We start from the raw sequence: 23,807 nt of genomic DNA, 5'->3' as shown, positions 1-23,807 counted from the left end.
TTCTTCCTTCTTCCTTCTTCCTTCTTCCTTCTTCTTCCTTCTTCTTCTTCCTTCTTCTTCCTTCTTCTTCTCCTGACTCCTGACTCCTGACTCCTGACTCCTGACTCGGTGACTCCTGACTCCTGACTCGGTGACTCCTGACTCGGTGACTCCTGACTCCTGACTCGGTGACTCCTTCTTCTTCTCCTGACTCCTGACTCGGTGACTCCTTCTTCCCGAGTTTACCCCGTTGACAACCAGTAGCAGACATTTTTTCCCCAAATTCCCATTCTCACCCATTAAACACCAGCCCCAGCATTACCCACACATTAGGATTACTGGTAAAGACAGTAGATCAAAAGTAGTCAGAATATTTAAAAGAAGTCCGGATTGGACATTAGCAATTAGGGATTAAGTTATAGGAAGCGGGACTTGAGAACAGGGAAGAGAAATTTTTTCCATTAACATCAAGTATCATACCGCAGACTAAATTTGATTGTCATGTTTACAGCCAATGATAAAAGCCAAACTCAGAAATTTGCGTGTTATTGACCTCAAGTTCACAGAAGCTTCACAACTAATAGCACAATATCTAGGCTGTACTGTTTTCGGGCAATCAAAGTAAACTTTCTCGTTAGTGAAAAGCTAAGAGTCCTTAAATCAAATCAGGCATAAACTTCAGCATCTTCCTTCGTTTGGGTGTCGTCGGCAAAAACCCAAGTCTTAAATAGACCTGGATTTGATCATAAGAGGTGAAAACTTTTGTATATAAGATGGATGATGAAGGTTTGATCTCCCATAGAAGTTAACCGGATCTGACCATCTCAAAAAAGATTATCTATACCAACTCTGGTAACACAACTACAGTCCAGAGAAATTTCAGCATACCAGGGCATTAACTACTATTCCCCTATTTCCATACCCAGTTACTCTAATGACTCAAACTTAGAAACAAACACGCATATTTACCCCAGGGGTATGAAATTCTATCCATTATTATCATCAACACCAACTCTAGCAACTCAACTACAGCCTAGAGCTATTTCTTAACGCAGATTTATAGCAAATGTTTGTGTAACTAAGGTGGAACAACCTATTACACCTGCTTTGCTCTAACCGAAATTTATCAAACATTCAAAAAACCAATAACACGACACCATCATGGAACCAGATATTAACGTCACTACACTCGAAGATACCACTCTCATTGAAGACACCACTGCCATTGAAGATATCAGTTCTAATGTAGGCATCACCTCCGAACAAGATCCTACTGCCATTGAAGATATTAGTTCTAATGTAGCCACCACATCCGAACAAGATCCTATCCCTCTTGAAAATACCACCTCCATTGTAGACACCACCTCCGAACAGGATATTAGCTCCAATGTAGATATTAGTTCCAACGTAGATAACACTTCCACCACAAATCCCACACCTATTGAAACTTTATTCCTAACCGTTATAGATCCTATAACTGGCGAGACTAGCCTTATAGATCCTGTAACTGGCGAGATTATACCCACAGCCAACAACGATGGTTTTGTCATCAGCGGTGCAAGTGATGATCAATTAGGTTACTCAGTTAGCAATGCTGGTGATATCAACGGTGATGGAATTGGGGATGTAATCATCGGCTCACCTTTGAGTGATCCTAATGACAAATTTAACTCCGGGAAAACTTATGTAGTCTTTGGCAGCAAAGAGAACTTTCAACAAGTCATAGACCCTTCCAATCTCAATGCTACTACAGGCTTTGTGATTAATGGGGCAGAAGTTGGTGATGACTCAGGCCGTTCCGTTAGCAATATTGGGGATATTAACGGTGACGGTGTTGATGATCTAGTCATTGGCGCACCCTTTTCTGACATCAATGGAGATAATTCCGGGGCTGCTTATGTCGTCTTTGGTAGTAAAGACCCTAACTATTTCAGTAATCCCATCGAACTCTCCAACCTTGAACCTAGCCAGGGTTTTACCATGAAAGGTAATCAGTCTGGTGATAATGTAGGTTGGGCTGTTAGCAGCGCTGGCGATTTTAATGGTGATGGCGTTAAAGACCTATTAATTGGTGCAACTCATCCTAGTGATGACGGAACAGCTAATAAAGGAGAAGCCTATATCATCTTTGGGAAAAAAGATGGTGATTTCGCTTCAACCGTAGACATCCTGGCAATCATCAGTGATAACCCAAATAACCTGGGCTATTCCGTTAGTGATGCGGGAGATATCAACGGTGATAAGATTGATGACATCATTCTTGGTGCGCCCTCTGCTAATACCAATGGTGATAATTCTGGAAGCAGTTTTGTTATTTATGGACGGAAAACTGACTCCACAAATCCCCTTACTTCCAATATTATCAACGTCTCTAACCTCAATAGCAGCGATGGTTTTACCATCAACGGACAAGCAGGAGATCAATCAGGCTTCTCTGTTAGCAAAGCTGGAGATATCAACGGTGACGGCATCGGAGACTTGATTATTGGGGCAAAAGATGGCAATCCCAATGACAAAGAATCTGCTGGCAGAAGCTATGTAGTCTTTGGTAATAAAAACGGTTTTGGTAAGACTCTTGATGTTGCTAATCTCAATGGCAACAATGGCTTTACCATCAACGGTATTTCCGCCCTTGACAACTCAGGTTGGTCTGTCAGTGGTTTGGGAGATTTTAACGATGATGGTATTGATGACATCATTCTTGGGGCAAAAAAGGCTACTGATAACGCTGGACAAGGCTATGTTATTTATGGTAGCAAACAAGGCTTTGGCGCTACCTTTGAACTCTCAACTTTCGATACACCTGAGTACGATGGTGAAAAGGGCTTTATCATTGATGGTGCTGAAAATAGTAACTTAGGTCAGTCAGTCAGTGGTGCTGGAGATGTCAATGGTGATGGTGTTAATGATTTGATTATTGGCGCTCCCTTGGCTAATTCTCAAGCAGGTGAAGCCTATGTGATCTTCGGAACGCCTGCTGCCACATCTGCTGGTACACCTGATGTTAATCCAACTTCCACTGGCACCGGCACTGTTAGCGATTTCCTAACGCTAGTTAGTGATAATGTCTTCAATATCAAAGGCAACAACGGCAAGGCAACACTGGAAGTAAAATTAACAGGACCCAATTCCGGTCGCAATGAAATTGGAGTATTTACTGTTGATGATGCGTCTGGTAAAGTTGATGGTATTGCCCCCGATGAAGCGGGTTATGCAGAAAAAGCATTAGCAAAAGGTCAGGTAGTTTTCTCTACCCTTACTAATCTTCCTGCTGGATTTGATCCTACTAGCCTGGACAGGTTATTAAGATTTAACTCCAATGACAATTTGAGATTCTATTTGGTCAAAGACGGTTCAACCGATTCTGTACTGAGTAATAACACCTCTATTGGCAATGTCCTGTTTGCCAACCCTGCTAATCTCAAGATTACAGATTTGGGATCTGATCAGTATTCCCTAGATTGGGAAGATGGTTCTGGTAATCCTAGCGGCTTTGAGGATTTTCCGTTAACAATTCAGGCAAGTGATCGAGCTACAACTTTGGGTACAACTTTGCAAAATAAACCACAAGGCGAATCGCTGGATTTACGAGGTATTACTGGCGCAGTAACCGCTAATTTTGTGGTTAACCGAGAAGCAAGTTACAACAATTTTGTTGGTTTCTATCGCGTGACTGATGCGAATGGCGGTATTGATACTAATGGTGATGGTAAGGCTGATATCCTCCCAGGACAAGATGGTTATGTTCAAGCAGCTATTAATGGTCGTCTTTCTGACATTAATTTAGCTGTGAACAACGGTGGAACGGCAAATTTCAATAATACGCTTCAAGGTGGCTCTATATATGTACCATTTCTTGTTGTGAATGGTACACCTGATGCCCTACTTGATAGTAATCCTAATAATAATCCAGATATTTACTTTACCTTCTTGGGTGCGAACTCAGATGGTGTAGATCATGTGCGGATGTTAGGTGATAATACCTTTGGTTTTGAGGATTTACGTGGTGGTGGTGATAAAGATTTTAATGATGTGATTGTTAAAGTCAATTTGGCTCAAGCGTAAAAGATATTTCTCAGGTTTGAGAATATTCATCAGAATCAGATCCCCGACTTCTTAGAGAAGTCGGGGATCTTGTTAGGAGTAAATAATAATTGTGTGACTGCTGTTAAAGTTTTGAGTCCTTTTAATGAACCTGTAATTAATCGAGTCGCTGCTAGGGGTTGACGGATGAATTCCCAAGCTAAGGGTAAAGGTTGTAATGAACCGTCTGCACCAATGGCTGATGTGATATTGGGGATGTCATGATGAGCATCATCGCTAACTACTCGCAGGATGGCTATTTGTACCTGTGGAGAAACTGGTTGCTGGAAAAATTCTAGAAAAGCATATCCTTCCATATCTACAACGTCAGCACCGGATTGTTCATATAACTGGCGTTTTTCTGTGGCTTTATATAAGAGGCGATCGCTCGTTAACCCTTTGACTAAAGATACACGATCACCAAGTTGATTATGTATATCTGCGGTGAAGGAATTATTGCCCTCTTGCAGATTTCCTTGATAAAGACAATTTTGATATAAAACAATATCTCCAATTTGATATTTTTGGCTCAAGCTACCGCACAAACCCATCATCAGCATCCGATTTGCTTGACCATGGGTGAATTGTTGTAAATATTTCCGCACTGGTTCGATTCCCATTGGTATCGCTAATACCTTGGCTTGGGAACTGGGGACGCGACTTAATCCGCGACAGACGGCTTGATATTCTGCTCCCTGGGGGACTAAGATCGTAACCATTGTTATCCTAGAAGTTCTATACTAACCTGTCAGTTGTCAGTGATCAAAAGACCGATGACTAATGACCAAGGACTTAAATAATTTTATCAGATGGTAAAGACTAATAACTCAGAATCTGCCCGCGAAAGCTTCAATATTTCCAAATTAGCGATTAAGTTTTCTTGGTTGACGGTGTGTTTTTGGATAGGTATAGCGGTAGCTGGTGTCCTGGCCTTGAGTTCCCTCAAATATGCTTTATTTCCAGATATCACCTTTCCGGTAGTGGTCGTAAATGTCCAAGCACCTTTAACATCAGCCCTAGATACGGAAGAAAAACTCACTAAACCACTGGAGGAAAGTCTCAAATCACTGGTAGGACTTGAGGATATTCGTTCATCAACTTATCCTGGTCAAACTGCTGTAGTTTCCTCTTTTGTGGTGGGTACGAATTTAGAAACTGCGACTAATAAAATTTCTCAGATCGTTAATCAATTAAATCTACCTAAGAATGCCACTAAAAAAATCATCCCTTTGAATCTGAACGAATCAGCGGCTGTTAGCTATGCCATTGAAAGTTCTTCTGGGAAGATTGATAATTTACGGCAACTGGTAAAAGATAAAATTGTCCCTAGCATAGCTAAATTACCAGGAATTCTGAAAGTCTCTCTGTTAGGGGAAGTGAGTACGAATGCACCACCACCAACAGCAACAAATGGATTACCCCCAGTCGGCACTTTAGTCAGGTTCAATGGTAAACAGGCTTTAGCCTTTCAGGTCATTAAAAAAGGTGATGCTAATACCTTGGAAGTAGTTAATCGGGTAGAAAAAGAAGTACAACAGCTAAGGTCTAGCTTAAAAGATGTTACTCTCACTTTAGCTGCTACCCAAGCTGAATATATCCGCAACGCCACCCATTCCACCATAGATGCCCTGATCGAAGCGATAATTTTATCAATTGTCGTCATCTTTCCCTTTTTATGGAATTGGCAAGCTACCCTAATTTCTGCCTTAGCTATTCCCATATCTTTGTTAGGAACATTTATCGTCATGGCGATATATGGCTTTAACTTAGAAACTATCACCCTGTTAGCCTTAGCTTTAGTCATTGGCTCGATAGTAGATGATGCCATAGTTGATGTAGAAAACATCATGCGGCATATTGAAGAAGGGAAAACCCCCCGCGAAGCCGCTTTGATAGCCACTAATGAAATTGGTTTAACTGTCACCGCAGCTACTTTGACAGCGGTAGCAGTATTTTTGCCTATTGGTTTAATGGGTGGAGTCATTGGTCAGTTTTTCAAACCCTTTGGAATTACCGTTTCTGCTGCCATGCTGACATCTATGTTAGTAGCCCGAACCTTATCACCAGTCTTAGCTATTTATTGGCTTAAAGCTAAACCATCCAGTTCTCCTCAGAAGCAAAGTAAAATTTGGCTAGAATTTGATCAAGCTTATCGTAACTTGTTAGCCTGGTCTTTGCAGCACCGCTTGATAGTTGTTGGGTTAGCTATAAGTAGTTTAATTGCTGGTCTTGCCCTGATTCCCCTAATTCCCAAAGGATTTATTCCTAAACTTGACCGAGGAGAATTTAATATTGTCTATACTGCTCCTCTACCTAGTCTTCCTGGGGATCTAGCACAAGGGGTGCAAGGAGGACTAGGACAACCAGGAGGACAAGCAGGACAACTGGGACAAATGGGACAAAAAGATAAATTAGGAAATTCGTCTTTATCTGCTGCGGCTTTGGCTGATTCATCATCTTCTATTCCTATTCCTATTCCTTTAAACGATTCTTTGGATGTTGCTAAGAAACTGGAAGAAGTAGTGAGAAAGTTCCCCGCTGTGGCAACGGTATTTACTACTGTGGGTTCTCGTGAAGGTGAACCAAACAAGGGGACGCTGTACGTTAAGCTCAAAGCAGAGCGAGAAGTGAAAACGGCAGAAGTACAAGACCAACTCCGTGCTGCTTTGCCAAAATTGGCGGGTGTAACTACAAGTGTAGAGGATATTCAGTTTGTTGATACGGGTGGACAAAAACCTTTACAAATAGCTTTACAAGGTAATGATATCAAAGCTTTGACGACAGCAGCTAAAGCGGTAAAAGCTCGAATTGAGAAAATATCTGGTTTTGCTGATGTGACTATTACAGGTGCGTCTTATCAACAAGATGGGATTTTGCAAATTGAAAGGTTGAATAATCAGCGAGTAGTTTATATCGGTGCTAACCTGGGTCAAAATTTAACTTTAGGTGATGCAACTGATCAAGTCGTAGCTGAAGCTAAAGCTGTGATGCCGGCTGGTGTGTCTTTGAATTTAGGGGGAGATTCTGCCCGTCAAAATCAGGTTTTTGGGAGTTTTGGCACAACGCTGGGATTATCGGCACTTTGTATTATTGTGGTGCTAATTTGGTTGTTTAAAAGTTGGGTAGATCCCATAGTTATTGGTCTTTCTTTACCTTTAGCAGTGGTTGGGGCGTTGCTGGCACTGCTATTTACAAAAAGTGATTTTGGGATGATATCTCTGATTGGTTTTGTGTTTCTGCTGGGGATTACTAACAAAAATGCGATTTTAATCGTAGATTATATTAATCAGTTACGGGATTCTGGACTAGAACGGACTGAGGCAATTCTTAAAGCTGGACCTGTACGTTTACGTCCCATTATGATGACAACTGCGGCAACAATTTTGGGGATGGTTCCTATTGCTTTGGGTTTAGGTGCGGGTTCGGAATTGCGATCGCCTATGGCTGTATCTATAGCTGGTGGTTTGGTAAGTTCTACTATTCTCAGCTTGTTTGTTGTCCCGGTATTCTACGCCATTTTAGATGATTGGTTTCCCAGGAAGACGGTGAAAGGATAAATCTTTCAGATCCCCGATTTTTTAGCTAAGTCGGGGATCTTAGTATTTTATAAAGCTTAACTTTTCCTGAAAATGTCGTCAATTTTTTTTCCTCCACTTATTCAACAAATTAATAGTGAAATCTGTGCTAATGCAGATGTTAAGTTATTCGGATTACGCCTGGATCTCATGCACTCACAAATCAACGGTAATAAATGGTTTAAGCTCAAGTATAACCTGGTAGAAGCTAAAGAGAGGAAATTATCGACAATTCTCACCTTTGGTGGTGCTTATTCTAATCATATTTATGCTACCGCTGCCGCAGGAAATCTGTTTGGTTTTCGCACTATTGGCGTAATTCGTGGAGAAGAAAATATTCCTTTAAATCCTACTCTAGAATTTGCAGTAGCACAGGGAATGCAATTAGTATATATTGATCGGCAGACCTATAAAAAACGCCATACAGAAGAATTACAAAATCAGTTAAAACAGCAATTTGGAGAAGTATTTATGATTCCTGAAGGGGGTTGTAATTTAAATGGTATGCGTGGCTGTACAGAAATATTACAAACAGTTAAAGGATTTGATACTATCTGTTTAGCTTGCGGTACAGGAACAACATTAGCAGGAATGACACTATCATTAAATCAAGAACAAAGGGTGATTGGTTTTCCTGTTTTGAAAGGTGGTGATTTTCTCAAGGAAGATATCAATAACTTATTAACAAATTATCTAGCTTCTGATTTACCAACACCTGTTAATTTTCCTGCACCTTGGGAACTTGTATCTGATTATCATTTTGGTGGTTACGCTAAGGTAACTAATAAATTAAAGCTCTTTTGTCAAGATTTCCAACAACAACATGATATACCTTTAGATTATATATATACAGGCAAAATGTTTTATGGAGTGATGGATTTAATTGCAAAAGGGTTTTTTAAATCGGAATCTTTGCTATTAATCCATACTGGTGGTTTACAGGGGAATTAAGCGTGTAAATTAGCCTGTTCTTGTAACCAAGGATCTACAGGTTGTCCGTCTTTGCGTTTTAATTCTATTTCTATGACCATGACTTCTTTTGAACCGGGAGGTGCGGGTTTTTTATGAAAGAGAATTTCGTAGTCTAAGGGGTTTTGATTATGTTCTTTTAACCAATCTTGAACTTTTGTCAAGGCAAAAAATGATTGTCCTTGAGTAAACATTTGGGTAATTTGCATTTGTAATGTGTAAGGATTAATGCGACTCATTTTTATTGACTCCTTTGGTATTTAGAATTATGATTATCTCACGCAGAGGCGCAAAGACGCAAAGAGGAAGATTGAGTTTTTATTCTTCGGTGTTGAAATCTACTTTATCATAAATATCTGTTAACAAGATTTGGCAGGGAATAGAAGATAGGTTTAAGCTACTATCTTCATCTGTAAATTCAGAAAATATCCATTTATTACTATCGGTTTTAAAATACTGCTCAATGTGCATTGTGTATTGGTCAATTAAAATATATTCTTGTAAGCTAGGAATTGTCCGATACGCTGCAAATTTTTCATCTCTATCATAACTTTTGGTAGATTTTGATAATACTTCTGCAATCATCACAGGATTTACTAAGGTGTCTTTTCTTCCTTGTTCATATTCTAAGGGAGTTTTCACAACCATAATATCAGGGTAGGTATGAATTTTTCTGGTGGGAATCCAAAGACGTTGATCTGTGACAAAGACTTGATAAGGTTGACGTTTGAGAAGATAATTGAGTGTACCACTGAAATTAAGTGCAAGTTGGTTGTGATTGGGTGTTCCGCCTGTCATGGGTATAATTAATCCGTTGATATATTCGTGACGTATTTCTGAGTTTACCTCTAATTCTAGGTATTCTTCAGGGGAATAGTAGCGTGTTTCTTGTGCAAGAGTCATAATTTTAATTTATAGGTTTTATGGGTTGGGTATCGCTTCTACAAATTTCTCAACTCAGTTATAATTATAGTCTAGCAGTTTGTTCGATTTGATAAAACATGAGTGGTAAGGACAAAGAACTTATGGTGATATTGTTATCTTTAAATTTTGAGATTACAAATCATACAAATCCTTAAACCATTTAACAAATACTTGTGCTTTGGGATGTTGTGGATCTAGAATTTTCTCCTGAATAGCATTATGTAATTGTCTTCCTGGAGGATTTTGCCAAGCTAACCAAGAATAAATACGAGCTTTATCAATATGTGAATTTATAAATTTTGCACCTCTAGCTTTTGCTTCTGTTACTACTTCCTGTGTATATTGCCAAAGAGGTTCGCTTTCATCTGGAATCATGTAAGCTAAAAATGTTTCTAACATACCTTTCAGTTGATTATCTGGCATAATCCAAACACCAAATTTCTTATCATCTAGTGTCTTAATAATTAATCCTGTTTCTGGTATTTGTTCAGGAAGATGAGAAATACTTTCTATTTGCAAACAAGCATTTCTAATACTTTGCCAACGTAAAGAAGCATTATCATCTGCATCTACTATTAAACCTAAATGTGTACATCTTCCAGTTTGTAATTCTGTATATATCAGGTCATAGGTAATATTTTCATAACCTCCACATTCTTGAATTGATATAATTGCTTCCTCTTTTTTCGCTCCCCAATTAATTCCATTTTTTTCAATTAATTCTGGTATGACTCGTAAATCATCTTGACCTTCAACTAATAGCCTTTTGGGGTGATAATGTTTTGCCATTGCTAACGTACCTCTAATTCTCTTTCAGCAGCAATAACAATTTGTGCTTCATTAAAGACTATACTTTTTTCTTTACCTTTTTCAATTCTATGAATCCTAATACCATCAGCAGTTACATTTTCTTGTTGTGCAATTTCGGCTAAACTTTTCCAACAATCACTATTATGTGTAGTTGCAAAAACTTGAACATTTAATTTTTTGGCTGTATCCCAAATCATTTTCCACATATCAGACATTGCAGTAAAATGGAGTCCAGTGTCAATTTCATCTACAAATAAATATCCATCTTTAGCTGATACTATAGCTAATGCAAGTCCTAAAATTCGCCAAATTCCATCTCCCATACTGCCAATAGGTACACGCTGATTACTATCTCCAAGAAGTACAAGAAAACCACTTCGTGAGTATGGTGAGTATCTTAATCTTTGAGGATTAACCGTAGCAATCCGTTGAATTTTTGAATCTATTTTATTAAGTATCTGCTCAATAATTTTTTCATCAGGTGTTAGTACCACTTGATTAAATAACTCTATCATTTGATCAGTTTTCAAAGATGATGATGTAATAAATAGTGTTTTTAGTATTGGATTTTTACCATTTTTTGTACGAGATTTACGTATATAAAATGCGGGAAGTCCACCATTTGATGATAAAGGTAATATTATTAAAGGTTCATCTTCTAATTCAGGAATCCAAGAAACTCTAAATTGAAGTTCTTTCAGTTGATCTGGTATTTTTTCATCACTAGGAGGTAATTCTATGGATAAAGTTAGGTTATTTTGATTATTATCTATGATAGATAATTGACTTCCTGGTTCAATTTCGTGACCATAAAACAAGTGACGAATATCAAGCTCTCCATCTCTTCCAATTTCACCTTCTCTCCTAAGTTCATCATCATAAAAATATTCACTGCGGTTATTCATTGTTTCACGTAGTATTTCTAAATTACACCGTGAACAGAAAAGTTGAATAGCTTCTAAGATAGAAGTTTTACCGCTATTATTTTCACCAACCAGTAAGTTAATTCTACCTAATTGCTGAAGTTCAAAAGATTTGAAACCTCGAAAATTCTCTATTTTTACACTTTTTAGCATGGTTTGTTAAATGAAGATAACAGAGAAATAATAACTAAATTTATTATATCAGATCGCTGAATTATTCAAGAAGTCGCTTATTTATCCAATTACATTGTTCATAATGATATCTTAGCGCGTCCTGTTGTTTAGTAGCATCTTCACCAGTCAAACGATTTTCTATTTTTATTCCTCTAATATCTTGATAGTCTTTCGCTATTTGTTCAGATATTAATACTTCTCTGGTTGTTGGATGAATAGCTATGAGGTGTGCATCAAAAAGTCTATGCAAATCTACTCTCAAAAGTAAGCCATTAGCAACATCATGAGAATTAAGATCCCGATAGGGAATAATATGTGCTGCTTCAATAATTTGTTCAATGTGACAACCACTGATTAAACATTTATAACCATATTTTTTTATTAGTTCTTCTTTGAATTTTTCTTGTCCTTCTCGTGGTGGTGGAGATTTTGCTATTTTGATTTTTTTCTTAGTTAATAATTCTATCCATCCAGAATTATGATATTTCTGAATATCTGCCTCAGTTATCATTTTTTTAGTTTTGGGATCAAATTCTGTAGGAAATTTAGTTTCATCATTATAATATGCTCCTTTAAAATTAGCACCTGTAAGGTTAGTTTTAGTATTAGTTAAATCAGTGTTTCTAAAATCAACTTTTGAAAAGTTAGTATCCCTAATTCTACATCCAGCCAAGTTTGATCCCCTCAAATCTGCTTGTGTTAAATCTGCTCTTCTTAAATCTGCCCCCGTTAAATTTGATCCTTTCAAATTTGCCCCTGTTAAATTTGCTCCTCTCAAATCTACTCCTCTCAAATTCGCATTTTCTAAATTCGCTTCTGTTAAGATTGCTTTTTGTAAGCTTGTTCTAATAACTTCTTTTCTTGTTTTAATGATTTGATTATCAACACATACTTCATGTAAACTTGCACCAGAAAGGTTAGCTTTAGTTAAGTTAGCACCATCTAAACAAACACCTGTTAAATCAACACCAGAGAGATTTGTAATTACTACTCCTTCATTAAATATTTGCGAAATCAAATAATATTTTTTATCAATTTTGGTATTATCATCAATAATAACATCTTTGAAAATAGCCCTATATAAACAAGTATTGGTTAAATCTGCACCAGACAGATTAGCACCACTAAGGTTTGCATGATATAAGTTTGTATCCTTAAAGTCTGTATCAATTAAAGTTGCACCACTAAGATTTGCATAACTCAAATCTACATCAATTAAACTTGCACTACTAAGATTTGTACCACTCAGGTTTGCATCATACAAGTAGGAATGAGTTAAAATAATTTCTGCCAGGTTTTCATTACTAAAGTTTGGGGGAGCATTATCAGTCCAAATAACCCTATCACATATATTATGAAGTTCAATATTTCTGTTATATAATCTATGATGACTAAAATTTCTTTTACCTTCTTTGTAGAATTTTAAAAGTTCTCTATCTTCCATTTTTACCTGACGATAAATCATGCAACTCCTTAAACTAACTTAATAAGTAACTAAAATTTTTGATTCTGTAGATTAAATATATTATACTTGTTAAGGAGGTATTTTTACCATTAATTTATCAAATTACTAATCACGCTATGATAGTAAACAATGAAGGTTAAAGAAGTTCTCAAAATCCTGGAAGAAGATGGTTGGTATATAGATCGCATTCGAGGTAGTCATCGTATCCTCAAACATCAAATTAAATCGGGTATCGTGGTATTAGCGGGTAAACTTAGTAAAGACTTAGCGGAAGGGACTCGAAAGAGTATTTTTTCCCAAGCACAACTGGAGGACAAATAATGAAGAATTATGCAGTAGTCTATGAATGGGCAGGTAGTAATTATTCTGCTTATGTTCCAGATTTACCCGGATGTGTTGCCTGTGGTGATACTCTACAAGAAACAGAAGAATTAATTAAAGAAGCTATAGAATTGTATTTGGAAGTATTGAAAGAAGATGGAAAACCTATACCTGAAGCTTTTACACAAGTAGGTAAAGTTGCAGTGACTATATAAATCTAGATCCCCGACTTCTTTGAGAAGTCGGGGATCTGAATCCTATTTTAACGCTGCTAACAAATCACTTTTCCCAGTTTCTAAAGCTTCTGGTAATTTACTTGCGTCACGTCCCCCAGCTTGCGCGAGGTTGGGTTTTCCACCACCTCCACCTCCACATATTTTCGCTATAGTTCCCACAAATTTTCCAGCTTGGACACCTTTTTTATTCACTTCCGAACTAAAAGCTGCAACGATACTTACTTTTCCTGCTTCGGGAATAGAACCCAAAACTACAGCACCGTTACCGATTTTTTGCAGCAATCTTTCCGCAGCAGCTTTTAATGATTCTGCGTCAATATCTTCCATTTGGGCAATAATGATTTTGTGTTCTCCGATGATTTCCGCAGTTTGTAATAAGCTGTCAGATTTGACTATTGCTATTTGTGATTTCAGGCTTTGAATTTCTTTTTCGTTGTTGCGAAGTTCGGTTTGTAAAGTTGTGATTCTGTCGGGTATTTCTTCCGGTTTGACTTTAAAGCGATCGCACAAATCCTTCACAACTATATCACGAATATTCAAATAATCCAATACCGCAGCCCCAGAAACCGCTTCTATTCTTCTCACTCCAGACGCAACTCCCGCTTCAGCAATGATTTTGAAAACGCCGATTTCCGCAGTATTATTAACATGAGTTCCCCCACATAATTCCATTGAAACACCAGGGAAATCAATCACGCGCACTTGATCACCGTACTTTTCCCCAAACATTGCTACTGCACCTTTCGCTTTTGCTTCTGCTATGGGCATCTCCTCGATTGTAGCACCATGAGCTTCGGAAATCCAACTATTTACTAATTCTTCAATTTGGATAACTTCCTCACCGGTTAAAGCGCGGGGACAGTTAAAATCAAAGCGCAATCTATCAAAAGAAACCAAAGAACCAGCTTGAGAAATTCCTTCATCAACGACTTTCTTTAATGCAGCTTGTAATAAATGAGTTGCTGTATGATTAGCTTGAGCGCGACGACGACAAGCGGTATCTATTTGTGCGGTAATTTCATCACCAATTCTAATCGTACCACGTTCAACATATCCGAAATGAATAAAGAAATCAGATTCTTTTTTCACATCTTCAATTCTGACTAAAACACCATCACCAGAAATATATCCTTTATCACCAATTTGTCCCCCTGATTCCGCGTAAAAAGGAGTTTTATCTAAAACAATTTGCACTTCTGTTCCTGCTTCTGCTGCTTCTTCCGAAACACCAGCAACTAATAAAACTTCGATTTTTGCTGTTGTTGTTAATTGGGTATAACCAATGAATTGTGTGGAGTGAATATGTTCTGCAAGTTTATCTAAAGAACCTTGAACAGTTAAATCAATGGTTTCATGTGCTGCTTTTGCGCGTTCTACCTGTTTTTGCATTTCTGCATTGAAACCATCAACATCAACAGTAATGTTATTTTCTTCAGCAACTTCTTGGGTTAATTCTAATGGGAAACCGTAGGTATCATAGAGAGTAAAAGCACTTTCACCACTAATGGAAGTTTGTCCTTGCTGTTTTACAGTTTGGATAATTTCTGCTAATAGCTTTTCTCCTCTATCAAGAGTTTTCAAGAAGTTACTTTCTTCTCTTTGCAATTCGGCTTTAATTGCAGTTGCTCTTTGTCGCACATTGGGGTAAATTGATTCAGAAAGAGAAATTGCGGTTTCTGCAACTTGGTTAATAAATTCTCCAGAAATTCCGATTAATCTCCCATGTCTAACGACGCGACGAATTAAACGCCGTAAAACATAACCTCTTCCCACATTAGAAGCGCGAATTTCATCAGCAATCATGTGAACAACCGAACGGACATGATCACCAATTACCTTTAAAGAAACTTTTGTATTTTCATCACTTTGATGATAATCAATTTTGGCAATTTTCGCTGCTGTTTCAATAATCGGGAAAATCAAATCTGTTTCATAATTATTCGGCTTCCTTTGCAGGATTTGTGCCATTCTTTCCAAACCCATTCCCGTGTCAATATTCTGGTTTTGCAACGGGGTTAAATTACCTGACGCATCCCGATTATATTGCATAAATACCAAGTTATAAAACTCGATAAATCGGGTATCATCTTCTAAATCAATATTATCTTCACCGCGTTCTGGGTGAAAATCATAATAAATTTCCGAACAAGGACCACAGGGACCAGTAGCGCCAGAAACCCAGAAATTATCATCTGCACCCATGCGTTTGATGCGTTTTTCCGTTACACCAATAGTATCGCGCCAGATGGTAAAAGCTTCATCGTCGTCTTCAAACACGCTGACAACGAGATTCTGGGGGGAGAAACCAAAGACTTGAGTGGATAATTCCCAACCCCAAGCGATCGCTTGTGCCTTAAAATAATCACCAAAGCTAAAATTCCCCAACATCTCAAAAAATGTATGATGGCGGTGAGTCCGTCCCACATTTTCGATATCATTGGTACGAATACATTTTTGCGAAGTTGTAGCGCGTTTAAATTCCGGTGTCCGTTGTCCCAGAAAAATCGGTTTAAATGGTAACATACCTGCTATAGTCAGCAGCACAGTGGGATCTTCGGGAACAAGAGAAGCACTGGGAAGCGGTTGGTGTCCCCGTTGTGCGTAGAAATCAAGGAATAATTGACGAATATCGTTACCGCTAAGATACTGGGGAGTTGAAGACATGAGTGTTTAAGAAATCAAATTTAATTAATTGAGGAAAATCTGCACAAAGCATCATTACTATTTATAACTTATGCCAGGAAATAAGAAATATAGTTAGCTTTCAGGATCTTTGGTCAGAGTTTCCCATTACTGATTGGTATCAAATTAACGTCAATTCATATACCTTAATAATATTTCCGTGGAAAAATGCCGAAAAAAATCAGAGAATTAAAAAGTTTACTCAAAAAAGCTGGGTTTATTTACCGTTGTGCAAAAGGAAGTCATACCCGTTGGTATCATCCTTTATTACCAGAAGATCCTATTACCATCTCTGGCAAAGATGGAGATGATGCTAAACTATATATAGAAAAAGAAGTTAACGAAAAATTAGCTAAATTAAAATCAATTCAAGAGAAGGAGTTAGAAGAATGAATTTACCTTATACTATCATTATTCAATGGAGTAGTGAAGATAAATGTTATTTAGTTCATTTACCTGAATTTCCTACTCAAAAATATCATACTCATGGTGATACTTATGAAGAAGCTGTTAAAAATGCTCAGGAAGTGATGGAAATGCTAATTGCTGAATATCAAGAATATGGAAAGCCTTTACCCTTAGCTAAATCTTTAGAACAATTGATTAATGTGGCTTAATTAATTTATAATCAGGTGATTAGTGGTGTACTATATTATCTCAAATTAATTAATCGCCATATATTGTCTTGTACTTTATAATAATTTGCACCTGTATCAGCATTTAAGACAGCAGGACTATATATTTTTTTAAGCAAATTACCAGCATCTGACCAAATACGTTGATCTGAATATTGATTGTCTTGCTGTTGTCCTGCTATTTGAAAAAATGTCCCTATTCCTTCCTTCCATTCCTCTTGTATATCCAAATCATCTACTTTATCTAATACTGATTGAATCAGAGATTTAAACTCTCTAAGTTGCTTTCTTGTGCGAGGAGCTTTCGCATAATTTTCTCCCCAAGTAGATATAAAATCTAAGAGGATGTTTGAAAAGTGGTATTCCGTAATTTTCATCACATTGCTACCCCCCTTTCCCCTTGTAAAGGGGGGAAACAATAAAAATCCAGTTCCCTCCCCTTTACAAGGGGAGGGTTAGGGTGGGGTAAAAAATATTTGATACATCAACCATAACTTTTCAAACACCCTCTAAAGTCTGTTCAGAAATAAGAGAATTTTCTTCAAGAAGACTTACCTTTAAAAAAGAATCTAGTGCAGAACTTAATAAAGCAAAAATAGGTAATTCCCAATCTTTAACACAAGATATAAGGCTAACAATACTAATTCTTGATGAACTATCAGAAGTTATAGTATGTCGAGATAATATTGACGCGAGAAGTAACCAAATTACATCATTGTTGACTTTTGCTAAATCTCTTTTAATAAGTTCGCGTCCCAATACTCCTAAACATATTTCTAAGTTCCAAATTTTACCACAAATAGATATTAGACTGGAGCAAATGTATATATAAATACTACATATCTATTTACGCAATTATCAGATTTTTGTATATGAAGGATTTCAGGCGTAATTAAGAGATGCAAATCAGAGTAAATGCTGATATTGTCAGGAATACACAAGCTTTCTGTATTTTTGCAGAGTGAATAATTTATCCTAATTACAAAAAATGTATTTTATGATACAGAATATTTTTTCTCATTAAATAGAGAATTAACCAGCTTTATGAAGAAATAATTCAGAAATCAGAATTTAATTCTGATTTATTATGTAATTCAAGTTGATAAATATTCCACTTAACTAAAAGCAGGAATTATCAAATAAGTTTCTGTTATTGTTCTATGTTTATTTTTGATAACCATATTGAACAGACATAACAGATTTACAACCATCAACATCAGATAAAAAGCCTAACTTAATTAGAGCTTTTCTAGCAGGAAAAACAGCAATGAATAAACGTATTCGCCCCTTATATCGCCTTCTAGCACTAGCTATAGGTTCAATGGTCTTGGCAATTTTCGCGCCCACAGTTGTCCAGGCCGCAGATCCTGTGACACTGGAATCATTAGACGCAACAACCAAACAATTACAAATTTCCATTGATACTACCTGGGTACTACTCACAGGCTTTTTAGTATTCTTCATGCAGACTGGATTTTCGATGTTAGAGGCAGGTTTGCTACGCCGAAGAGGTGTAGTAAACGCCCTATTGGAAAACTTTATTGATGCCGCTGTCACCATTCTCATCTGGTGGGGTGTGGGTTTTGGCATTGCCTTTGGTACGAGTGCTGGTGGGTTTATTGGTACAGATACCTTTTTCTTGAGTCAATTACCCGTTAATGGTGCTTTTACCAATGGTGGTGTTCCCGGAATCGCTTCTGGACTCAATGCTTATACTTTGTTCTTCTTTCAGTTTGCCTTTGCGGCTACTGCCAGTACAATTACTACCGGGGCAATGGCTGGGAGAACGGACTTTATCGGTGATTTAATTTATAGTGCCATCATGGCTGCATTCAGCTATCCCGTAGTTGTACATTGGGTATGGAACTCCAGTGGCTGGTTAGCGAAAATTGGTTTTCATGACTTTGCTGGTAGTACGGTAGTTCACACCGTTGGGGGTTGGACAGCTTTAGTTGGTGCTTTTTTACTTGGGCCACGCCCTGGACGAACTCCTTGGGGGCAGATTCCTCCAGCCCATAACTTAGGTTTGGCAGCTTTGGGAACGATGATTCTCTGGTTTGGCTGGTATGGCTTTAACCCCGGTTCAACCCTTGGTACTGGTAATCCTGGCTTAATTGGTTTAATCACCCTGAATACGTCCCTGGGGGCTGGGGCTGGGGCGTTAGCGGCGATGTTTTATCAATATAGTCGTTCACGTAAATGGGATTTAGTCTATTGTCTGAATGGTTCTTTGGCAGGTTTGGTAGGTATTACCGCTGGTTGTGCTTTTATAGCACCTTGGGCGGCGGTTGTGATTGGTTTAACTGGGGGAATTTTAGTAGTTTTGGGTATTGATATTATTGAAGCGTGCAAAATTGATGATCCTGCGGGAGCATTTTCTGTTCATGGTATTAATGGCATGATGGGTACACTGGCAGTTGGTTTTTTAGGTCAACCAGAACTGACTTTGAATAAAAAAGCTGGACTGTTTTTAGGTGGTGGTTTTGATTTGCTGGGTGTGCAGATTTTGGGCGTAGTTGCAACATCAGTTTTTACTATTGCTTTTGCCTTTTTAATGTTCACTGGACTCAATGCTATTGGTAAGCTGCGTGTTAATCCTGAAGCTGATAAGGTGGGGATTGATAACTATGAACACGGTGCAACTGTCTGGTCTGATTTTCATGCAGTTGAGGAGCTTTTAGAGAAGGAAAAAAATAACTCCAAAAATCCTCAAGTAAGTCCGTAGGGTTTGCGAAATCAGTTGTTGGTGGGTTAAGGTGCAAGCTAACCCACCCTCTGGCTAACACAAAAACACCAACCGGAAAAAAGTGATTTTATGGTGTTGACAAAAAATTTTCAGTGTGTTATCATATAATTGACTAGGAAGAACTATTTTAAATTAATAACAAAAACAACCAGATCCCCGACTTCTTTAAGAAGTCGGGGATCTAAATTAAATTCTATTAATTCCTAACTGCTGGTTGAGTGCCGGGAATGGTAATATCTATTGATGTTACCTTGGCTGCTAAATCAGTTAATGGTTGTTTCATAGCAGCTTGATTTCCGACTACTAAAGTCACTAAATTCTCTGGTTTCAGGTATTTCTGTGCCACCCGTTTAACATCTGCTGCTGTAGTAGCAGTAATGGCTTTTTGATAACGAAATAGGAAATCAGCGGGATAACCATAATATTCGTATCGCATTAATCTAGATAATGTTTGGCTAGGATCTTGAAAGTTGAAAACAAAGGAGTTGAGTGTAGAGTCTTTGGCTTTATTTAATTCTTGGGTTGTGATATTTGCAGTTTGTAACCGTTTAATTTCTGTTTCCAGGGATTTGATGAATTGAACTGTGGTTTCGGTGCGGGTTTGTCCTCCAGCTAGGAATGTTCCGGGGTAGTCGAAACGGGGACTCCACATTCCATATACAGAGTAAGCTAATCCTTGACGCGATCGCAATTCATTAAATAAACGTCCCCCAAAGCCATTTAATACGCCATTCATGACATCCAAAGCTGGATAATCAGGATTGTCGAATTTTCCACCCAAATGACCAATTAAAACGCTACTTTGGGTGAGTTGGGGTTGATTAACAGAAAATACACCGCCTAAATTAGCTTGTGTGACTTGTGGTAATGGGGTTTTAGCAATTTGAGTATTTGCTTTCCAATCACCAAACTTGGCTTGAATGAGCGATCGCATTTTTTGAGAATTAAAATCACCCACAATCCCTAAAATGATCTGATTGGGGTGAAAATACTGTTGATAAAATTTCAGCAAATCATCACGGGAAATTTTATCAAGAGTTGCATACTCAACAGTTCGGGAGTAGGGACTTTCTTGCCCATAAATTAATTTTCTCAACTCTCGACTGGCAATACTATTAGGGTTATCATTGCGACGAGCAATACCACCCCGAATTTGAGTTTTATCCAAATCCAACTTTTCCTGTGCAAAAGCCGGTTCTCGTAATACCTCACTAAATAGCCCAAATGCCATTTCTAGATCTTCACTCAGGGCTTCAAAACTAGCACTACCAGCAGCTTCTCCCATATCTGTTTCCACAGACGCAGCCCGTTGTTCTAATATCTCATTTAATTCATCAGCGGAATGCTTTTTAGTGCCACCACTTCGCAATGTAGAACCCACCAAACTAGCTAAACCTGCTTTTTCGGGTTGTTCCCAACGGCTACCTGTTCTGATCAATGCTGTACCTGTTACCAATGGTAATTCATGATCTTCCATCAAATAAACTACCAAGCCATTTTTAAGTGCATATCGCTCATACTTGGGTAATTTAATTGCGGAAACGGGGGCAAATTTTAACTCATCGTAATGCTTTGCTGTTGTTGCTGCCCAAGAAAAATTCAAATTTACGAGCAAACAAGCAACAACAATCACCAATGTGAAAACAAATTTTTGTCCCTTAGCAAACTGGAATTTTTTGCTTTTCAAATCTAACCTCAACATATTTGTCTGCAATTTTGGTTCAGGATTGAAAGATTAATCCTTTTTGAATTTAAGAATTTTTAGGACAACACGGCGTAAATCAACAAATTATTAAAAATCTCCAAAAAGCTGGGATAATTTGCTTTTTTAATTTTTAATTATTAATTTTTAATTCCGCCCTGCGGTACTATCCTGGTTGTTTTGATAACAACTTCCCAACTATGCGATTTTCTGGCGTAAATGTTGCCTTGGCTACTCTTTGAATATCTTCAGGAGTGACTGCGGCAATTTTTTCTAATTGCCCAAATAAATTGCGCCAAGAACCGGTTTTGACTTCATATTCCAACAACTGTTGTGCCATGCCTGAGTTAGAATCAAGGCTGCGTAATAATCCGGCTCTTGCTTGGGTTTTTATTCTGGCTAATTCCACCGCAGATACAGGTTCTGTTTTCAACTTATCAATTTCTTGGCGTAAAGCGATCGCTACTTGATCGACTGTTTTTCCAGGAGATGTGAGAGCATAAAAGAAGATGAGATTAGGATATTTATCCCCTGGAAAGCCACTAGAACCTTGAGCATTTAGGGCTAAACTTTGTTTTTCTACCAAAGACTTAAACAGTCTTGATGTTCTGCCGTCACTCAATAAACTGCCAATTATTTCATAAACTGCATTATCAGGATCAGTCACAGCAGGACGATGATAACCTTCTAAATACCAAGGTTGAGTAGCTAATTCTAAAGTAACTTCCCTGGTGGCAGTTTGTTGGGGTTCTACAGGTAGTTTTTGTTGGGGTTTGGGTTTAGCTGCATAACGCCCAAAATAAGTTTGTGCCAGTTTTTTCACTTCCGCAGGGTTGACATCTCCCACAATCGCAATTGTTAAATTACTGGGAGCATAATAAGCATCAAAAAACTTCTTAACATTCTCTGGTGTTAAGTTGCGAATATCTTGATCATAACCGATTACCGGTCGGCGGTAAGGATGAACTTTGAAAGCAGCATCTATGAATTTTTCCACCATTTGGCCGATAGGAGAATTTTCCACTCGCAGCCGTCTTTCTTCCAAAATTACTTCTTTTTCTTGATAGAATTCCCGAAATACAGGATCTAAAAAGCGATCTGATTCTAAAGACATCCACAATTCTAATTTATTGGCTGGAAAACTGTAAAAATAGCGAGTAGCTTCGGAGGAAGTAGTTGCATTTAAGCCCACACCTCCAGATTGTTCAACAATTTGCCCCATTTCGTTTTGTTTAACTAATTTGATGGCTTGGGATTCTACTGATTTAAATTCAGTTTCTAACCGCGCTATTTCATCTTTTTTACTATTAGTTTTTGCAGTTTTGATTTGGTTATCTAACTGTTCTAACTTGGCTAAAAGTGGTGCTTCGGCTTTATAGTCTGTAGTCCCGATGCGTTTTGTGCCTTTAAATGCTAGATGTTCAAGAAAGTGGGCTACTCCTGTTTGTCCATCTGGTTCATCAATTCCACCGACATCAGCATAGGTGAGAAAGGAAACTACTGGGGCTTGATGTCTTTCTAAAACGATGAATTTCAGTCCATTATCCAGGCGAAATTCAGTGAGACGATTAATTACTTGTTCTAGATAAGGTTGAATGGAATTTGGGGATTTTTGCAGGGCTAAAGCTGTTTCTGGGATCAATCCTCCACTAAATACCATTAATGCCAAAGTGGTGGCTAATAGCCGCCGGAATGGGGAATTTTTAACGTTACCCATGAAGAAATTTAAAATTGTCTGGTGCATAAGCAAAAGTTAAAGTAAATTTACATTACTTGAGAAATAGACTACTTAACAAAAAGAGAGTTATCTTCTATTAAGCTTTTTGTATTTTTAGCATTTGATGTTCCACAATAGGGCTACGAATCTTGTTTTAAATATATCAAAATAACTACCATGCGGATTTTTAGTTCTCCTCCATCATCAGAAATGCAGACGCGTACACGCATTTTGCAAGCAGCACAACGATTGTTTGCAGCCAAAGGGTTCGAGGGAACTACAACCCGTGATTTAGCACAAACCGCAGGGGTAGCTGAAGGAACTCTCTTTCGTCATTTTGCCAATAAAAAAGCAATTTTGGTGGAAGTAGCTACTAGCGGCTGGGTAGATATTCTCACAGATTTGCTGACAGAACTCAGCGAAATGGGTAGCTATAAGGCGATCGATCAAGTTATGCGCCGGCGGATGTGGAATTTACAAAAAAACGCCGATATCATGCGCGTTTGCTTTATGGAAGTCCAATTTCATCCAGATTTGCGCGATCGCATTCAAACAGAAGTTATTGATAAAATGACAGCCGTTGCTGAAGCATTTTTTCAAACCGCAATAGATAAAGGCATCTATCGTCAGATGGATGCCAAACTTGGAGCTAAAGTTTTTTTAGGTTTATTTGCGATCGCCGGTTTCTCCGATCATACCCTCATAGAACCCAACGCCTCCCCCCAAGAAATGCAAAAAATGGCGGAGGGACTAGCGGATATTTTCCTTAACGGTGTCTTAGCAAAAGAATAGGCAGGACGCAAGAGGCAAGAGGCAAGAGGCAATAATAATTATTACCACTGACCACTGTACGGGCGAAGCATTTG

Annotated in this window: 21 protein-coding genes and 2 pseudogenes; 9 read left to right on the top strand and 14 right to left on the bottom strand. The window is 38.0% G+C overall.

What is annotated here, in order from left to right; genetic code table 11:
* Positions 1–250 (bottom strand): hypothetical protein (locus FJR06_RS08155; RefSeq protein ID WP_168651211.1); only part of this gene is annotated, 250 nt, incomplete at its 3' end.
* An 890-nt stretch (positions 251–1,140) separates the two neighbouring features.
* Here FJR06_RS08155 and FJR06_RS08150 point away from each other — a divergent pair.
* Entirely contained in the window at positions 1,141–4,044 is a 2,904-nt protein-coding gene (locus FJR06_RS08150) for a DUF4114 domain-containing protein (RefSeq protein WP_168651210.1), read from the top strand.
* 35 nt (positions 4,045–4,079) lie between these two features.
* Here the strand turns inward: FJR06_RS08150 and FJR06_RS08145 are convergent, their stop codons facing one another.
* Positions 4,080–4,781: a phosphorylase gene (locus FJR06_RS08145; protein WP_015080624.1), complete on the bottom strand. Its 702-nt coding sequence runs from the start codon at positions 4,779–4,781 to the stop codon at positions 4,080–4,082.
* 90 nt (positions 4,782–4,871) lie between these two features.
* Here FJR06_RS08145 and FJR06_RS08140 point away from each other — a divergent pair, with 90 nt between their 5' ends.
* Positions 4,872–7,619 carry an efflux RND transporter permease subunit gene (locus tag FJR06_RS08140; RefSeq protein ID WP_015080623.1) on the top strand — a complete coding sequence of 916 codons (2,748 nt, stop codon included), beginning with the start codon at positions 4,872–4,874 and terminating at the stop codon, positions 7,617–7,619.
* Between the two features lie 72 nt (positions 7,620–7,691).
* Positions 7,692–8,588, top strand: coding sequence for a 1-aminocyclopropane-1-carboxylate deaminase/D-cysteine desulfhydrase (locus tag FJR06_RS08135; protein WP_168651209.1), 897 nt, complete (start codon positions 7,692–7,694; stop codon positions 8,586–8,588).
* Here the strand turns inward: FJR06_RS08135 and FJR06_RS08130 are convergent.
* From FJR06_RS08130 to FJR06_RS24875, 7 genes and pseudogenes are all read right to left on the bottom strand, one after another.
* Positions 8,585–8,845 carry a hypothetical protein gene (locus FJR06_RS08130; RefSeq protein ID WP_015080621.1) on the bottom strand — a complete coding sequence of 87 codons (261 nt, stop codon included), beginning with the start codon at positions 8,843–8,845 and terminating at the stop codon, positions 8,585–8,587. The genes FJR06_RS08135 and FJR06_RS08130 overlap by 4 nt on opposite strands.
* Positions 8,846–8,924: 79 nt before the next feature.
* Positions 8,925–9,509, bottom strand: a complete 585-nt coding sequence (locus FJR06_RS08125; protein WP_015080620.1) for a Uma2 family endonuclease — start codon at positions 9,507–9,509, stop codon at positions 8,925–8,927.
* 153 nt (positions 9,510–9,662) lie between these two features.
* Entirely contained in the window at positions 9,663–10,319 is a 657-nt protein-coding gene (locus FJR06_RS08120) for a DUF3226 domain-containing protein (protein WP_168651208.1), read from the bottom strand.
* Positions 10,320–10,321: 2 nt separating this feature from the next.
* Complete coding sequence (locus FJR06_RS08115) at positions 10,322–11,416, bottom strand: ATP/GTP-binding protein (protein ID WP_168651207.1); 1,095 nt, start codon at positions 11,414–11,416, stop codon at positions 10,322–10,324.
* A gap of 61 nt (positions 11,417–11,477) precedes the next feature.
* Positions 11,478–12,185: a pentapeptide repeat-containing protein gene (locus FJR06_RS24885; protein WP_371723637.1), complete on the bottom strand. Its 708-nt coding sequence runs from the start codon at positions 12,183–12,185 to the stop codon at positions 11,478–11,480.
* Positions 12,163–12,240: pseudogene (locus tag FJR06_RS24880) on the bottom strand (hypothetical protein); the annotation flags it as partial. The pseudogene FJR06_RS24880 and the gene FJR06_RS24885, both read right to left, overlap by 23 nt.
* Positions 12,241–12,329: 89 nt before the next feature.
* Positions 12,330–12,881: pseudogene (locus tag FJR06_RS24875) on the bottom strand (pentapeptide repeat-containing protein); the annotation flags it as partial.
* Positions 12,882–13,031: 150 nt separating this feature from the next.
* On the opposite strand from FJR06_RS24875, the gene FJR06_RS08105 reads away from it, so the two are divergent.
* Together FJR06_RS08105 and FJR06_RS08100 are read left to right on the top strand one after the other, a co-directional pair.
* Positions 13,032–13,223, top strand: coding sequence for a type II toxin-antitoxin system HicA family toxin (locus tag FJR06_RS08105; RefSeq protein ID WP_148766281.1), 192 nt, complete (start codon positions 13,032–13,034; stop codon positions 13,221–13,223).
* Complete coding sequence (locus tag FJR06_RS08100; protein ID WP_148766283.1) at positions 13,223–13,438, top strand: type II toxin-antitoxin system HicB family antitoxin; 216 nt, start codon at positions 13,223–13,225, stop codon at positions 13,436–13,438. Before FJR06_RS08105 ends, FJR06_RS08100 begins: the two co-directional genes overlap by 1 nt.
* 42 nt (positions 13,439–13,480) lie before the next feature.
* Here the strand turns inward: FJR06_RS08100 and alaS are convergent, their stop codons facing one another.
* Positions 13,481–16,123: an alanine--tRNA ligase gene (alaS, locus tag FJR06_RS08095; protein WP_168651205.1), complete on the bottom strand. Its 2,643-nt coding sequence runs from the start codon at positions 16,121–16,123 to the stop codon at positions 13,481–13,483.
* 186 nt (positions 16,124–16,309) lie between these two features.
* Between alaS and FJR06_RS08090 the strand changes: the two genes are divergently transcribed.
* Positions 16,310–16,534: a type II toxin-antitoxin system HicA family toxin gene (locus FJR06_RS08090; protein WP_148766287.1), complete on the top strand. Its 225-nt coding sequence runs from the start codon at positions 16,310–16,312 to the stop codon at positions 16,532–16,534.
* Positions 16,531–16,758 carry a type II toxin-antitoxin system HicB family antitoxin gene (locus FJR06_RS08085; protein WP_168651204.1) on the top strand — a complete coding sequence of 76 codons (228 nt, stop codon included), beginning with the start codon at positions 16,531–16,533 and terminating at the stop codon, positions 16,756–16,758. Before FJR06_RS08090 ends, FJR06_RS08085 begins: the two co-directional genes overlap by 4 nt.
* Before the next feature lie 35 nt (positions 16,759–16,793).
* On the opposite strand, the gene FJR06_RS08080 is transcribed toward FJR06_RS08085, so the two are convergent.
* On the bottom strand, positions 16,794–17,153 hold the full coding sequence (locus FJR06_RS08080) for a hypothetical protein (protein WP_174783440.1): 360 nt from the start codon (positions 17,151–17,153) through the stop codon (positions 16,794–16,796).
* A gap of 121 nt (positions 17,154–17,274) precedes the next feature.
* Positions 17,275–17,535 carry a hypothetical protein gene (locus FJR06_RS08075; protein ID WP_168651203.1) on the bottom strand — a complete coding sequence of 87 codons (261 nt, stop codon included), beginning with the start codon at positions 17,533–17,535 and terminating at the stop codon, positions 17,275–17,277.
* 508 nt (positions 17,536–18,043) lie between these two features.
* Between FJR06_RS08075 and FJR06_RS08070 the strand changes: the two genes are divergently transcribed.
* Positions 18,044–19,501 carry an ammonium transporter gene (locus tag FJR06_RS08070; RefSeq protein ID WP_015080612.1) on the top strand — a complete coding sequence of 486 codons (1,458 nt, stop codon included), beginning with the start codon at positions 18,044–18,046 and terminating at the stop codon, positions 19,499–19,501.
* 217 nt (positions 19,502–19,718) lie between these two features.
* Here the strand turns inward: FJR06_RS08070 and FJR06_RS08065 are convergent, their stop codons facing one another.
* Positions 19,719–21,224 (bottom strand): pitrilysin family protein, encoded by a 1,506-nt coding sequence (locus FJR06_RS08065; protein WP_168651202.1) that lies wholly within the window; start codon positions 21,222–21,224, stop codon positions 19,719–19,721.
* Between the two features lie 166 nt (positions 21,225–21,390).
* Complete coding sequence (locus FJR06_RS08060) at positions 21,391–22,968, bottom strand: pitrilysin family protein (protein ID WP_015080610.1); 1,578 nt, start codon at positions 22,966–22,968, stop codon at positions 21,391–21,393.
* A gap of 150 nt (positions 22,969–23,118) precedes the next feature.
* On the opposite strand from FJR06_RS08060, the gene FJR06_RS08055 reads away from it, so the two are divergent.
* On the top strand, positions 23,119–23,733 hold the full coding sequence (locus FJR06_RS08055; protein ID WP_015080609.1) for a TetR/AcrR family transcriptional regulator: 615 nt from the start codon (positions 23,119–23,121) through the stop codon (positions 23,731–23,733).
* Positions 23,734–23,807 lie beyond the last annotated feature (74 nt).

The sequence above is a fragment of the Dolichospermum sp. UHCC 0352 genome, assembly GCF_009711925.1.
Classification (GTDB): Bacteria; Cyanobacteriota; Cyanobacteriia; order Cyanobacteriales; family Nostocaceae; genus Dolichospermum; species Dolichospermum lemmermannii.
This window is presented reverse-complemented; position numbering and strand designations above follow the sequence as displayed.

What these genes read in the sequence shown, in the direction of transcription:
- alaS (WP_168651205.1), bottom strand. Translation starts at nt 16,123, where the DNA reads ATGTCTTCAACTCCCCAGTATCTTAGCGGTAACGATATTCGTCAATTA.
- FJR06_RS08145 (WP_015080624.1), bottom strand. Translation starts at nt 4,781, where the DNA reads ATGGTTACGATCTTAGTCCCCCAGGGAGCAGAATATCAAGCCGTCTGT.
- FJR06_RS08085 (WP_168651204.1), top strand. Translation starts at nt 16,531, where the DNA reads ATGAATTTACCTTATACTATCATTATTCAATGGAGTAGTGAAGATAAA.
- FJR06_RS08055 (WP_015080609.1), top strand. Translation starts at nt 23,119, where the DNA reads ATGCGGATTTTTAGTTCTCCTCCATCATCAGAAATGCAGACGCGTACA.
- FJR06_RS08125 (WP_015080620.1), bottom strand. Translation starts at nt 9,509, where the DNA reads ATGACTCTTGCACAAGAAACACGCTACTATTCCCCTGAAGAATACCTA.
- FJR06_RS08135 (WP_168651209.1), top strand. Translation starts at nt 7,692, where the DNA reads ATGTCGTCAATTTTTTTTCCTCCACTTATTCAACAAATTAATAGTGAA.
- FJR06_RS08105 (WP_148766281.1), top strand. Translation starts at nt 13,032, where the DNA reads ATGAAGGTTAAAGAAGTTCTCAAAATCCTGGAAGAAGATGGTTGGTAT.
- FJR06_RS08140 (WP_015080623.1), top strand. Translation starts at nt 4,872, where the DNA reads ATGGTAAAGACTAATAACTCAGAATCTGCCCGCGAAAGCTTCAATATT.
- FJR06_RS08065 (WP_168651202.1), bottom strand. Translation starts at nt 21,224, where the DNA reads ATGTTGAGGTTAGATTTGAAAAGCAAAAAATTCCAGTTTGCTAAGGGA.
- FJR06_RS08090 (WP_148766287.1), top strand. Translation starts at nt 16,310, where the DNA reads ATGCCGAAAAAAATCAGAGAATTAAAAAGTTTACTCAAAAAAGCTGGG.
- FJR06_RS08130 (WP_015080621.1), bottom strand. Translation starts at nt 8,845, where the DNA reads ATGAGTCGCATTAATCCTTACACATTACAAATGCAAATTACCCAAATG.
- FJR06_RS08100 (WP_148766283.1), top strand. Translation starts at nt 13,223, where the DNA reads ATGAAGAATTATGCAGTAGTCTATGAATGGGCAGGTAGTAATTATTCT.
- FJR06_RS08080 (WP_174783440.1), bottom strand. Translation starts at nt 17,153, where the DNA reads ATGAAAATTACGGAATACCACTTTTCAAACATCCTCTTAGATTTTATA.
- FJR06_RS08120 (WP_168651208.1), bottom strand. Translation starts at nt 10,319, where the DNA reads ATGGCAAAACATTATCACCCCAAAAGGCTATTAGTTGAAGGTCAAGAT.
- FJR06_RS08115 (WP_168651207.1), bottom strand. Translation starts at nt 11,416, where the DNA reads ATGCTAAAAAGTGTAAAAATAGAGAATTTTCGAGGTTTCAAATCTTTT.
- FJR06_RS08150 (WP_168651210.1), top strand. Translation starts at nt 1,141, where the DNA reads ATGGAACCAGATATTAACGTCACTACACTCGAAGATACCACTCTCATT.
- FJR06_RS08070 (WP_015080612.1), top strand. Translation starts at nt 18,044, where the DNA reads ATGAATAAACGTATTCGCCCCTTATATCGCCTTCTAGCACTAGCTATA.
- FJR06_RS08060 (WP_015080610.1), bottom strand. Translation starts at nt 22,968, where the DNA reads ATGCACCAGACAATTTTAAATTTCTTCATGGGTAACGTTAAAAATTCC.